Source organism: Synechococcus sp. R6-10, from assembly GCF_047461815.1.
In the GTDB taxonomy this organism is placed as follows: domain Bacteria; phylum Cyanobacteriota; class Cyanobacteriia; order Thermostichales; family Thermostichaceae; genus Thermostichus.
On sequence record NZ_JANSHW010000013.1, the window covers coordinates 1 to 12,662 of the forward strand.

Sequence of the window (12,662 nt, forward strand, 5' to 3'; positions counted from 1 at the left end):
CATAGACCACCAGCCGATAGCGCAAGCGGCGAGCAATCCAGACGGCAAAAAACTGATCCCCCCCCAGAAACAGCACCACCCCTCGCTTGGCCCAATTCCAGGCTTCTTCGGTTTGGCCAGTAAGCAAAAAAGCCAGAAAAAAATCGGGATCCTGCACCCGATCCACATCGATGAACGCTTGGGCTATCTTCATCTCCTGCCCGGAAGCATGGGGGCAGGGGGACAGCACCAGGGAGAGGCGTGCCTGAGGCAGTTGCTGGTGCAATTCCATCACCACCGGACGCACCCAGGTGGTCAGCTCTCCAGGGCCGTTTGAGAGAATAAGAATGTCATAGGGAGGCTCACCGCTGCTCAGTGGGGCCATCGGAGGCTGGGATCCTGCAATTAATCGTCTCATTCTACCGTTTGCCCATGGCCCTGGGCCGATTCCTGCCAGGTCCGGAGATTTGTCGGGATCCCTTCCCAAAGAGGCAGCCCTAGCGTCGGCTGAGGGGCAAGGCGTTCTTCAGAGAGGCATCTAGCCATGCGAGAGGCCAGGGGATCCCTCAGGCCAGCAGGGACCCGCCGATCATCCCCGCCAGCAGAATAAACCCTTGCACCACATTTTGGCCGAAGATGGCCAGGTACAAGGTGGGAGAGGCATTCCTTTGGTGGAGCTGCCAGGTTTGCCGGCCCCAGAGGACAGTGACGATGGCCAAGCTGACAAAATAAACTCCATGCAACCGTAGGCTGAGGCCTACCCCCAACAGCGCGATGGCAGTGCCCAAAAAAAATAGCCCTACCGCCGTCGGCGTCCGCTGCCCGAAAAAACGGGCGCTGGAATGGATCCCGGCCCGCTCATCGTCCTCCCGATCCGCAAGAGCATAGACGGTATCAAATCCCAGTGTCCACAACACCGTGGCCAGCCACAGCCAGCCCAGCCCCTCTTCCCACAGGGGTGTGTTGGCATCTTGGCCGCTCACCGCCGTCCAACTGATGAGCACGGCAAATCCCCACGCCAGAGCCAGCACCAACTGCGGCACCGGAAACACCCGCTTGGCCCCCGGATAGAGCAGGATCACCGGCACCGCCGCCACACAGAGGGCAAAGCTAACCGGGTTGAGAAACAGCGCCAGCCCTGCCGCACAGGCCAAACTCACCACCGCCATCAGGATCCCGACGCCAACGGTCAACTCCCGGCTGGCCAACGGGCGATGGCGGGTGCGCTCCACCAGCGGATCCAAATCTCGATCCCAAAGATCGTTGATGACACAGCCTGCCCCACTGGCAGCCAGGCTGCCCAAAATGATGATCCCGACCAACGGCCAAGGGGGCGTTCCCCGTCCGGCCAAAAAAGCTCCCCACAGAGCCGGGATCATCAAAATCAATCGCCCTGCCGGCTTGTGCCAGCGCAACAGCCGCAGAATGGCTCCGCCAGTGGCCCAGAGTGCAGAAGGGGAAGCAGACATAACCGGTTTCCGGCCAATCGCGACAGCGGGACGGAGTCCTTAAAGCGTGAGTTGCCGTTCGCGGGAGGGGTGCAGAGCACCATGAGGCGTGGGTAGGGGCGGCTCCACATTAGAGATCTTAAATCATCCTGAATTGCAGGTTTTTGGAATCCTTTCGGTTCCATTCGCCGTCTCAAGACCTTGGGCAATCAGTCCACCCCTGTTCTCTTTACATTGGCCGGCCCTGGAAGTTTGATATCCTATCGGGGGGCTGCTGTTGACGGTGGCGGCACTTGCCCTTCTCACCCTGTGAGGCTGTTATCGCTACGTGACGCTTCCGCGTTCGTGACGGCGGTGCGGAGCACTTGCGTGCAGGCGCGACGGAGTTCTGTATGGAAGCAACCCTCTCCATGACCGGTCCACTTCCTCAAGCCAAGGAAGCTGCTCCCCATCTGGAGACCCTGCTGGTGGTGGAGGACGAGGATGCCATTCGGGAAACGGTTGCCCTAGCTTTAGAAGAGCAGGGATATCAAGTTTTACAAGCCGCTGATGGTCGGCAAGCCCTTGAGATGGTGCATACGGTTGAGCGGCTGGATTTGATGGTCTTGGATTTGATGTTGCCCAGCTTGAACGGTCTGGATCTGTGCAGGCTGCTGCGCAGGGAGGGCAACACGATTCCCATCTTGATGTTGACGGCCAAAAGTAGCGAAACCGACCGGGTGGTGGGCTTGGAACTGGGGGCCGACGATTATCTGACCAAGCCCTTCGGCATGCGGGAGCTGATCGCCCGCTGTCGTTCGGTGTTGCGTCGGCAACAACTGGCCCAAGCCAGCGATGCCACGGTGCTCCGCTACGGGGATCTGTGTATGTTTACCCAGGAGTGCCGCGTGTTGGTGCGGGGCGTTGAGGTGAGTTTTTCCCCCAAAGAGTTTCGCCTGTTGGAGCTGTTTATGTCCAACCCCCGCCGCGTTTGGACGCGGGAGCAGCTTCTGGAGCGCGTCTGGGGATCCGACTTCATGGGCGACAGCAAGACCGTCGATGTACATATCCGCTGGCTGCGGGAAAAATTGGAGCTGGATCCCAGCAACCCAGAGTATTTGGTGACGGTGCGCGGCTTCGGCTATCGCTTCGGCTAGTCTTTTTGCTGGCCACGCCACCGGCGGGCAAAAGAGAGCGCCTCGGCACGAGTTTGAATCTGCCCCCAAGCCTGCGCCTCCTGGAGGTCTTGCAGCAACTGGCCTACCCAGGGGCCGGGTTTGGCCCCCAAGCTGTGCAGCAGATCGCGGCCATCCAGCAGGGGCACCAGATGGGCCAGGGGATCCTGGGGGTCTTCGTAGCGTTTGAGCCAAGACTCCAGCTTTTGAGGGTCGCCGCCCGTAGCCACCGCCAACAGCGCCAGGCCACCGAACAGGGATCCCGCCTGTTGATAAAGCCGCCACTGTTGCGCAGGGGTGGGGGAGTCCGTCAGGAGAAGCTGAAGCTGAGGCAGAAGATGGTGTAGCTTTTGGATGGCCCGCATTTCCGCTCGGCTGAAGCGCAGCCGCTCCAGCTCGGTTTCCACCCTTTCTGCCGTTCGCGTCAGCAAGACAGAGTCCTCAGTTCCCGCTGGATCCCACAACAAGGCCGCCAGCACCACTGCCAACAGCCTGCCGCGCCCTTCGCGTGAGGATGTCAAGGGCTGGGCCAGCTCTGCCAGCGTGCGGGGATAGAGCGGTCGCCAGCGCCCGGCCCACTCCCACACGGCCTGAGCTTGAGGGAAGCCCGGACTTTCCGGCTTCAGGTGGGGCAGCCAAGCCTGCAGCAACCCCGCCGCCACCGCCGCCTGTAGGTGAGCCAGCCCTGGGATCCCTGCCTCCAAGAGGGCCACTATCTCTGCCCGCACCCGTTCTGCCGCCACGTTGGCCAAAAGGGGGGCCCGCTCCCGGATTGCCTCTTGCGTAGCCGGATCCAGCCCAAACCCCAGTTGAGCTGCCTGTCGATAACCCCGCAACAGCCGCACCGGATCAGCACTGAGGTTGTCGGGGTGTACCATGCGCATCCGGCCCTGGCGAATATCGGCTTGTCCGCCTGTGGGATCCAGCAGTTGCTCCCGTTGCAGATCCAAGGCCAGGGCATTGCAGGTGAAGTCCCGCTGCCTCAGATCCGCCTCAGGGGTGGATCCCGCCTGCAGCCCCACGTCCACGGTCAACTTTGCCAACACAATGCGGGCAATCTGCCGTTCGGGATCCAACACCACAAAGCCCACCCCCAACCGCCGTGCCACTGCCGCTGCCCAGCCCACGGGATCCACAGCGCACATCAGGTCCAAATCCACCGACGCTGAGGACTCCATCCCACCGTCGCGAGCGGGATCCCCAGCAGCACGGCCCTGCAGCCAAGCCAGGTAAGCATCCCGCAGGGATCCCCCTACCCAATAGCTTTTCTGCGGCAGCCACTCTTGGGGGAAAGGCAGCCGTTGGTAAAAATAGGTCAGCAGCCACTTCGTCAGCAAGGCTTCGCTCGGGCTTAGGGTCATTCCCAGTCAAAACTCCATGAAGATGAGACACCTGGGGTGGTAGGAGAACGCTTCTGGGGGTATGAAGTCAGCGTCCTCGTCTGGTCGCGTCAGCGTTGCAGAGCAACAATGAGCAGAGCAACAATGAAATACCTGGCGTTCTTCCCTACCGCTCCAGCAGCGAGCTGCCCACAGCAGCAGGGACAAAGGCAGGAGCTGCCAAGCCCGGAGTGAGCAGATGAGGCCGCACCAGCGCCGCCAAGCCAGCAATGAACAGAGGGTCGGTATTTAAGGCGGGCACACGGCGAAAATCGGCAATCCCAGCTCGATGGGCCAGTTCCCGATACTCGATGTCAATCTCCTGCAGGGTCTCGATGTGCTCCGACACAAAGCTAATCGGCACCACCAGCAACTGTTTCACGCCTTGGGATCCCAACTCCAGGATGACCCGTTCGGTATAGGGTTGCAGCCACCGCACCGAACCCACCCGGCTTTGATAGGAGAGGGTGTGGTCATTGGGGCGTCCCACCTGCTTCCAGATCAGCCTCACGCAGGCTTCCATTTCCCGTTGGTAGGGATCCCCGGCCTCGGTGACATAGCTTTCGGGAATGCCGTGGGCGCTGAACAGCACATGCACCCCTTCGGGCTCGGCAAATCCATCCAACTGTTCCCGAATTGCTCTGGCCATCGCCTGCACGTACTGAGGCTGATCGTACCAGGAGCAGATCTGGCAGCGCTCGATGCATGCCAGCTCCGGATCTTCAGCCCAGAGCCGATCCAGCAGCTTAAAGCTGGATCCCGTCGTGCTGATGGAATACTGCGGGTAGAGCGGCAGCACCACCAAGCGGGTGATCCCATCCGACTTGATCTGCTGCACCACCGACTCGATCAACGGATGCCAGTAGCGCATGGCAACATACACCGGCACGTCATAGCCCTCAGCCACCAGGTGGGCCTGCAGTTCTCGCGCTTGCTCAGCAGTGATGCGCCGCAAGGGGGATCCCCCCCCAATGGCCGCGTAGTTGCGGCGGGATTTTTCGGCCCGCAGCGTGGAGATGGCCCAGGCAAAGGCCCGCTGCAAGAAGGGAAATGGCAGGCGGATCAGCTCAGGATCGGCGAACAGATTGTAAAGAAAGGGCTGCACATCAGCCTGGGTCTCTGGCCCCCCCAAGTTCAGTAGGAGCACGCCGCTTTTGGACATAACAAGGCTCATTGCGTTGGCGGTGCGGAGCACCATGTTCTTCTTTATCCACTATCCCACAGCGGGAAAGTGACCTTAAGTTTTTTTGCAGTCTTTCTCAGCTTTCCCCTCAGGAGAAACCACCCGCACCCAAACCTACAAGTCCAATCCGGAGACTCCGTCCCGCTGTCGCGAACAAAGTCCAAAAAGGGATCCCCGCCCACAAGGGGATCCCCAGCATCAACACCCCATTGCCGCTAAGGAACAGAGCGCTGTCAGAACTCTTGACCGCGGTAAACCCGCTGCAGGGCCGGAGTGACCGGATAGCAATCGACATCGGCCAGGCTCAACTTCAAGCGCAGCGCATTAAGAAGTCTCCAGTAGGGGGGCACAAAAGCCTTTTCAGGGATGGGTTGGACGGCAGGAGAAGGATCCCCAGAGCGGGCAACCGTCTCCATGGGGCAGCCGCGGTAGCGGAGCGGACGGGATCCAAGGTAAGCCGAGCGCAGCTCTCGGCTGGGATCCACCGTCAAGCCGCGAAACTGGATCGCCCCCGGACGAGAGGCTTCCCGATAGCGCAGATAGCCTGCCCACACCTGAGTAATCCACTCCGGCAAAGCTTCGGGCCGAATGTGATAGCGCTCCGGCAACAAACGGTCGTTGAGAAAACCAATGAGCCCAGACCAAACTTGCCAGAGGAAAGCTCCGACAACGCCAGCAGCGGGAGACAATGAAATCTTCATGGTGGAAGCTGAAAAATGTAAAGAACCCAAAAAACCGCTATGCAGCCAGGATTTGCCGTTGATTATACCAGCCCAGATGCATCGGAACGCTCACCCTGAACCTTTTGGCCTCGAGTTTTTCTGCTCACTGGAAAGCAGAAGCCGGCTTGCGGCCAAGCGCGTTGAGCCACCCAAATCCATCGACTACAATAAGCCCAAGGCTTGGGTGTTGCTTTCTCTCTCTGAATCTTTAGCTGGTGGGGATCCTGGAAGCGCACCGACAAGCAAACTTCACTTCAATGACCACTGCACCTAATAGGGATCGACGGATTATGACCTGGCGCGGCGACATCACTCCCATCAATCGGCTGTGGGGATCCCTTCCCTACCTTTTGCCCTTGGTATCGGCTCTGCCCTTGGGCTTTTTGCCCTCTGGGTTGTTTCAATCTCTGCCAGGGCTGATCCCCATTTTTGCGCCTCTGTTTCGTCTGGTGCCCCTGGCCACGGGCTGGCTGGGAATGGGGGTGTCTTTGGCTCTGCTGTTCCTGGTGATCCGCAACACCCGCGTAGCCCATTTTGTTCGCTTCAACACCATCCAGGCGCTGTTGCTCAACATTGCCTTGTTCTTGGTGCAGGTGCTGATGCAGGTGTTCGGCATGCTCTTCGGCAGCCTTGGTCTGGCGGCGATGGTCAGCATTTTGGCCACCACAGCTCTCTTGGGGGTGATTGCCATCACCGTCTACGCCTGGGTGCAAAACATTCGCGGCCACTACGCCGAGGTGCCGGTGCTCTCTGATGCCGCCTATGCCTGGATTCGCTACTAGTTGTCAAGTCCCTGCGGGTCTGGTTGCCGATTTGCCGACCTCATCGGAGCCTAAGCCAACTCTTCAGCTCTCAAGGATTGTGGGAGGCCGGGGTGCCATCGGATTCGAGTTCTAGTCGCGCCAGCAGGACAGAGTCCTTTGTTGGGCAAGCCCTCACCCACCTGGACGCCTCTGGCCGAGTACAGATGGTGGAAGTAGGAGATAAGCCCACGGTTGCCCGTTTGGCCACTGCCCAAGGGCAGGTACGCATGTCAAAAACGACTTTGCAGGCTATTCTGGCCGGTCAAGGGCCCAAAGGGAATGTGGTGGAAACGGCCCGCCTGGCTGGGATCATGGCTGCCAAGCGCACCGCTGATCTGATCCCGCTGTGTCATCCTCTCCCCTTGAGCAGCGTCACCGTGGATCTGAATCCGGATCCCCATCTGCCCGGCTTTCTGATCACCGCTACAGTGAAAACCAACGCCCAAACAGGGGTGGAGATGGAGGCTCTGACGGCTGTTTCCGTGGCCGCCCTCACCCTGTACGACATGGCCAAGGCCTTGGAGAAGACGATGGTGATCGAAAACATCCGGCTGTTGCGCAAGTATGGGGGGAAGTCTGGGCCCTTCGAGGTAGAGGATGGGGACAACGCCGAGAAATGCTAAAAGCGTTGTGCCAACCGGAGAGGGGTGTTGGGATAGGGTTGCTGGTGGGAGTCGTGGTGCTGCTCTGGCCCATGCTGCGCCAGGGCTATCCCATGACTCACTCCACTCACTTCAACCTCAGTTGGGCCTTTCAGTATCAACGACAGTTTTTCGGCGGGCAGTTTTACCCCCGCTGGCTGGAGTATTCCAACTTCGGCTACGGCAATCCTACCTTTGCCTTTTACCCCCCTCTGTGCATGGTGGCCCCTCTGCCGTTTCGCCTGCTGGAGCTGGATATGCCCGGATCCCTGGTGGCCAGCATGGGCTTGGCGATGGCAGTCTTTGGCGCAGGGCTGTATGCCCTTCTCCGGCAACTCATCCCCTGGGCTTGGGCTCTGGTTTTGGCTCTGGCGGGTATGGCCGGCCCCTATTGGCTGGTGGATATTTACCAACGGGGGGCAATGGGGGAAGTGTGGGCCATTGCTGTCTCTCCCTGGATTTTCTGGGCCTCAGTCCAGGTGATCTGCCGGCCCCAGTCCCTTTGGCCGATTGTGGCCTTAGCCATTAGCTACGGCCTGTTGGCCCTATCTCACTTGCCCACTTTGCTGGTCTTTACGCTAACTTGGCTGCCTCTGCCTTGGGTGCTGGGCCGCTGGGATCCCCTCTGGCCCAGGGTGGGGCGCTGCTACTTGGGGTTTGGGCTGGGGCTGGGGTGGACGGCGTTTTATCTGCTGCCAGCCTTTTGGGATCAGCGCCTCATCCAGGTGGAGTTGGTGAATTTTGTCGAAGAGTACATGCCCCAACATCGCCTGATGCTGAGTGGGCTAACCCGGCTCCAGCCGCAACTGACGCAGCACTGGTTTGAAAGCGGCCTGGTAGGGTACTGGCTCTGGATGGTAGCCGTTGTCTTGGGTGTTGGAATCCTGATTCTCCCAACTTGGCTGGCCCGCAGGACAAGGGGGATGACCCCAATCCATTCCGCTCGTGCTGGCGAGACGGAGTCCCATGGTGCCTTAGAATCCTCTGCTCCCCTGGCCAAAGCCATCCTGCTCTACAGCTTGGGGGCCAGCTTGGTGGCCTTGCTGATGATGACGGATCTGCTGGGTTGGCTCTACGAGTGGGTTTTGCCCCTGCGGCGCATTCAGTTTTCTTGGCGCTGGATGGCGGTGACATCAGTAACGGTGCCCTGGCTTTTGGGATCCCTGGCCGCCTGGGGGTGGGGACAAAAGGGCTTGAGGATCCTCTTGATTGTGGGGATAGGTCTGGCCATGGGGATACAAAGCTGGCAGGGCTGGCAGGTCTTGTCCAGAGCCTGGTTTGACCCGCAAACCATCCAGACTTTTCAAGAGCTGTCTGCCGCCAAGCAATTTCCCAACGAGCCCCAGGAGCGACCGGGCATCGCTTTTCTTCACTGGCACTGGATCTTTCCCGATGGGCTGGCGCTGGTGGATGTGCTGGAGTACCGACCTCGCCAAGCAACCCTGCCCATGCCGCCCCCAGAGGTGGATCCGCTGCTGCGGTGGCAGGGGGACGTAGTGGATTTTGGACAAGAGCAAGGCAATCTGGAGCCACTGTTGGAAGTGGAGCAGTGGCGCTATGGCTACCGTCGTTTTCGGGCCGTTAACCCCACCGATCAGGATCAATGGGTAGTCCTGCGCACGTTTTACTACCCTGCTTGGCGGGTACAGGTGGATGGTCGCCTCACGTCTGCTGAGCACAGCGGAGTGGGGCTGTTGCAGGTGCGGATCCCGCCGGGGGATCATCGCGTGCAGGTGCGCTATCTGGGTACTGCAGCCGACTGGATAGGATGGATCCTGACTGGCCTAACGGGGGTGCTGCTGGTGAAGGTGCGGCGGCTGCTCCGCCTGCTGGGTTTGAACGGAGCGCAGAGACAAGACACTCCAGAGGAGGCAACAGCATGCTGAGTCGGGTGGCCGATTCCATCTACTGGCTCAACCGCTACGTGGAGCGCGCCGAGAACATCGCCCGCTTCATCGATGTCAATCTCAACCTCATCCTAGACTTGCCCAGCGGTCCCGCCCAGCAGTGGGATCCCATTGTCTACACCACTGGGGATCAGGAGCTGTTTTACCAACGCTATGGCCAGGCGACCCAAGAAACAGTCATCCAGTTCCTGGCTTTTGATAGGGATTACCCCAACTCCATCCTTTCCTGTTTGCGGCTGGCGCGAGAAAATGCCCGCTCTGTGCGGGAGGTCATTTCTTCAGAAATGTGGGAGCGGGTCAACCGCTTTTATTTGATGGTCAAAGAAGCGGCTCAGCAAGGCCCCCACCTGAGTCAGCTCCATGATTTTTTCACGGAAGTGAAGCTGGCCAGTCACCTATTCGCCGGGGTGATGGATGCCACCATGACCCATGGGGAAGGATGGCATTTTGGCCAGATTGGCCGTCTTTTGGAGCGGGCGGACAAAACGGCGCGCATTTTGGATGTTAAGTATTTTATTTTGCTGCCCTCTCTGCAGTATGTGGGTACGGCTTTGGATGAGTTGCAGTGGATTGCTTTGCTGAAGTCGGCCAGTGCTTATGAAATGTACCGGAAATACAGCCGCCAGCACCGCATCAATCCCAGAGAGGTGGCCTCTTTCCTGATTTTGGATCGGCAATTTCCCCGCTCTATTCAGTTTTGTCTTATTCATGCAGATCGATCCCTGCACCAGATCACCGGCACCCCAGCCGATACCTGGCGGGATCCCAGCGAGCGAGCTTTGGGCCGCCTGCGTTCTGAGCTGGACTACCTAACCATCGACGACATTATGGAGCAGGGCTTACATGAGTTTCTCGACAAATTGCAGCTACAAATGAACCACGTTGGCGATTGTATCTACGAAACTTTCTTTGCCATTCGCCCCTTGCAACCGTCTGAATCCTCTCTACTCTCTCAACGTCAAGCCCAACTGACATGAACGGCCTCGACTCTAAATGCAACGAGAAAAACAGGACACCTGGCCAATTGGGCTGGATCGGCAGCCGACGGGAGTAGATGAGGCAGCCTTTATTGCCGCCAATGCCACACTGATCGGCGATGTCCAACTTGCGGAAGCGGTGAGCATCTGGTACGGGGCCATCTTGCGGGGGGATCTCTCGCCCATTGTCATTGGCCGCCGCAGCAATATCCAAGATGGAGCCATTCTGCACGGGGATCCCGGACAGCCGACCCTGATTGGCGAGGAAGTGACCATAGGCCATCGAGCGGTCATCCACAGTGCCCACATCGAGGGGGGATGTCTGATCGGGATTGGGGCCGTTCTCTTGAGCGGGGTCACCATCGGGGCGGGCAGCATGGTGGGAGCTGGAGCGGTGGTCACCCGGTCTGTGCCACCTCGCTCTTTGGCGGCGGGGATCCCGGCTAAGGTTATCCGCACCCTCACCGAGGAAGAGGTCAAGCAACTGCGCCTTCACGCCCAGCACTACGTGGACTTGGCGCTTCAGCATGCCAGCTGCCTTGGTCAGTGGAGCAGATGTTCGGGCGAGCGGCTCTGAACCTATTTTGCAAGCCGTCTCTCAACAGCCGGGATCCGCGCAGAGCACCCAGGTATCTTTGCTGCCGCCCCCCTGGGAGGAGTTCACCACCAGAGATCCCTTCTTGAGGGCGACGCGGGTCAGCCCCCCTGGGTGAACATAAATGTCCTTGCCATAGAGGATGTAGGGCCGCAAGTCCACATGACAGGGCTCCAGACAGGGGCCTTCTCCCCGATCCACCAAGGTGGGCACGCGAGAAAGGCACAGGGTGGGTTGGGCGATGTAGTTGCGCGGCTGGGCGCGGATTTTCTCGGCAAAAGCAGCCCGCTCTGCCGGTGTAGCCTGGGATCCCATCAACATGCCGTAGCCACCCGACTCGTTGGCTGCCTTCACCACCAGCTTGTCGAGGTTCTCCAGCACATACGCCTGATCCTTAGGATCCCAGCAGAGGTAGGTGGGCACGTTGGGCAAAATGGCTTCCTCTCCCAGATAGTAGCGGATCATCTGGGGCACATAGGCGTAGATCACCTTGTCGTCCGCCACCCCCGTTCCCAAAGCGTTGGCGATCGCCAGCCGCCCCGACCGGTAGACCTCAAACAGGCCGGGTACCCCCAAGAGGGAATCAGGGCGAAAAGCAAGGGGATCGATGAAGTCATCGTCGATGCGGCGGTAGATCACATCCACCCGCTGCAGCCCTTTGGTGGTGCGCATTTGCAAATAGCCATCGGCCACCACCAGATCCCGCCCTTCCACCAGCTCCACCCCCATCTGCTGGGCGAGGAAAGAATGCTCGAAGTAGGCGGAGTTGTAGATGCCGGGGGTGAGCACCACCACCGTTGGGTTGGCTAGGTGCGGCACCAGGTTAAGCAGAGTATCCAACAAATGGCTAGGGTAGTCGTCCACCGGGCGGATCCCCATGGTGTTGAACAGGGAGGGAAAGGTGCTTTTCATCACCCGCCGATTTTCCAGCACGTAGGAGATTCCCGACGGACAGCGCAGGTTATCTTCCAGCACGTACCAAGTTCCGTCCCGATCCCGCACCAGGTCGGTGCCGGTGACGTGGCACCAAATTCTCCCCGGTGGGTTGAGCCCCACACAGGGCCGCAGAAATCCCTTGGCCGTCTCGATCAGCTCGGCAGGGATCACCCCATCCTTAAGGATCTTCTGGTCGTGATAGACATCGTCGATGAACAGGTTGAGGGCGTGGATGCGCTGCTTGAGACCCTTCTCCAGCCGCTGCCACTCGGAAGCCGAGACGATGCGGGGAATGATGTCAAAGGGGAAAATTCGCTCCGTGCCCTGGCTATCGCCATAGACGTTGAAGGTCACCCCCATTTGAAAGAGGGCCGCCTGCGCCGCCGCTTGCCGCTGCTGCAGTTCCCCTTCTTCCAGAGAATGAATGCGCTCAATCAGCGGGATCGCCTCAGGACGGGGCTGGTTACGCCCCAAAAACAGCTCGTCGTAAAACCCCTCGCCCGGGTCGTAGGCATCAAAACGCACGTCTGGGATCCCTGGAACGCTATCATCTTCTTCTACTGTTGGCGGCTCTGGATCTGCATAGTGTGCTTTCAGCTACTTTTAGCCTGGTAAAAAGAAAGGACTCCGTCCCGCTGACGCGAAAGGACTCCGTCCCGCGAACAGTGGGTTGGCCAAACCAGGGGGGGAGCTCTAGGGATCCGCCACCTCAAAGGCCCACAGACCTCGCTCAGCAGGGATCCGATGCAACTGCCCCTTGGGAAAACGCCGTTGCAGTTCTGCCCCTTGCTGATCCCATACCCACTCGTTCATGAACAGGGTAAACGGCGGTTCTAGGTCTTGGCCGGGCAACGTCTCTGGGGAAAAAACCTTCACCTCCTGCTCCGGCCCAGCAAAAAATTGGATCCAGCTTTGCCAATAGTGGGGTTCCCCCCAGC

At 59.5% G+C, this 12,662-nt stretch carries 12 protein-coding genes and 2 pseudogenes; 7 read left to right on the forward strand and 7 right to left on the reverse strand.

Annotated elements, in window-relative coordinates:
* Positions 1-364: pseudogene (locus tag NW837_RS00380) on the reverse strand (hypothetical protein); the annotation flags it as partial.
* Positions 365-545: 181 nt separating this feature from the next.
* Positions 546-1,448 carry a 4-hydroxybenzoate solanesyltransferase gene (locus tag NW837_RS00385; protein WP_011434393.1) on the reverse strand — a complete coding sequence of 301 codons (903 nt, stop codon included), beginning with the start codon at positions 1,446-1,448 and terminating at the stop codon, positions 546-548.
* Positions 1,449-1,819: 371 nt separating this feature from the next.
* Here NW837_RS00385 and NW837_RS00390 point away from each other — a divergent pair, with 371 nt between their 5' ends.
* The gene (locus NW837_RS00390; protein ID WP_414328735.1) at positions 1,820-2,563 is read left to right on the forward strand and encodes a response regulator; all 744 of its coding nucleotides are present in this window, start codon (positions 1,820-1,822) and stop codon (positions 2,561-2,563) included.
* Here NW837_RS00390 and NW837_RS00395 read toward each other — a convergent pair.
* The 3 genes from NW837_RS00395 to NW837_RS00405 all read right to left on the reverse strand — a co-directional run bounded on the left by NW837_RS00395 (position 2,560) and on the right by NW837_RS00405 (position 5,844).
* Positions 2,560-3,942: a CCA tRNA nucleotidyltransferase gene (locus tag NW837_RS00395; protein WP_414328736.1), complete on the reverse strand. Its 1,383-nt coding sequence runs from the start codon at positions 3,940-3,942 to the stop codon at positions 2,560-2,562. The genes NW837_RS00390 and NW837_RS00395 overlap by 4 nt on opposite strands.
* A gap of 145 nt (positions 3,943-4,087) precedes the next feature.
* Positions 4,088-5,122 (reverse strand): ferrochelatase, encoded by a 1,035-nt coding sequence (gene hemH, locus NW837_RS00400; RefSeq protein WP_414328744.1) that lies wholly within the window; start codon positions 5,120-5,122, stop codon positions 4,088-4,090.
* A gap of 254 nt (positions 5,123-5,376) precedes the next feature.
* Positions 5,377-5,844: a hypothetical protein gene (locus NW837_RS00405; protein ID WP_414328737.1), complete on the reverse strand. Its 468-nt coding sequence runs from the start codon at positions 5,842-5,844 to the stop codon at positions 5,377-5,379.
* Here NW837_RS00405 and NW837_RS00410 point away from each other — a divergent pair.
* The 6 genes from NW837_RS00410 to NW837_RS00435 all read left to right on the forward strand — a co-directional run bounded on the left by NW837_RS00410 (position 5,843) and on the right by NW837_RS00435 (position 10,770).
* Entirely contained in the window at positions 5,843-6,139 is a 297-nt protein-coding gene (locus NW837_RS00410) for a hypothetical protein (protein WP_414328738.1), read from the forward strand. The genes NW837_RS00405 and NW837_RS00410 overlap by 2 nt on opposite strands.
* 16 nt (positions 6,140-6,155) lie before the next feature.
* Positions 6,156-6,647 carry a Tic20 family protein gene (locus tag NW837_RS00415; RefSeq protein WP_414328739.1) on the forward strand — a complete coding sequence of 164 codons (492 nt, stop codon included), beginning with the start codon at positions 6,156-6,158 and terminating at the stop codon, positions 6,645-6,647.
* A gap of 92 nt (positions 6,648-6,739) precedes the next feature.
* Positions 6,740-7,291 carry a cyclic pyranopterin monophosphate synthase MoaC gene (gene moaC, locus NW837_RS00420; RefSeq protein ID WP_414328740.1) on the forward strand — a complete coding sequence of 184 codons (552 nt, stop codon included), beginning with the start codon at positions 6,740-6,742 and terminating at the stop codon, positions 7,289-7,291.
* Positions 7,292-7,335: 44 nt separating this feature from the next.
* Positions 7,336-9,195: a hypothetical protein gene (locus NW837_RS00425; RefSeq protein WP_414328745.1), complete on the forward strand. Its 1,860-nt coding sequence runs from the start codon at positions 7,336-7,338 to the stop codon at positions 9,193-9,195.
* The gene (locus NW837_RS00430) at positions 9,189-10,193 is read left to right on the forward strand and encodes an alpha-E domain-containing protein (protein ID WP_414328741.1); all 1,005 of its coding nucleotides are present in this window, start codon (positions 9,189-9,191) and stop codon (positions 10,191-10,193) included. The genes NW837_RS00425 and NW837_RS00430 overlap by 7 nt, the downstream gene beginning before the upstream one ends.
* Positions 10,194-10,209: 16 nt before the next feature.
* Entirely contained in the window at positions 10,210-10,770 is a 561-nt protein-coding gene (locus NW837_RS00435) for a gamma carbonic anhydrase family protein (RefSeq protein ID WP_414328742.1), read from the forward strand.
* A gap of 21 nt (positions 10,771-10,791) precedes the next feature.
* Here NW837_RS00435 and NW837_RS00440 read toward each other — a convergent pair whose 3' ends face one another.
* Together NW837_RS00440 and NW837_RS00445 are read right to left on the reverse strand one after the other, a co-directional pair.
* Complete coding sequence (locus NW837_RS00440; RefSeq protein ID WP_414328743.1) at positions 10,792-12,249, reverse strand: circularly permuted type 2 ATP-grasp protein; 1,458 nt, start codon at positions 12,247-12,249, stop codon at positions 10,792-10,794.
* 168 nt (positions 12,250-12,417) lie between these two features.
* Positions 12,418-12,662 (reverse strand): annotated as a pseudogene (locus NW837_RS00445) (hypothetical protein); the annotation flags it as partial.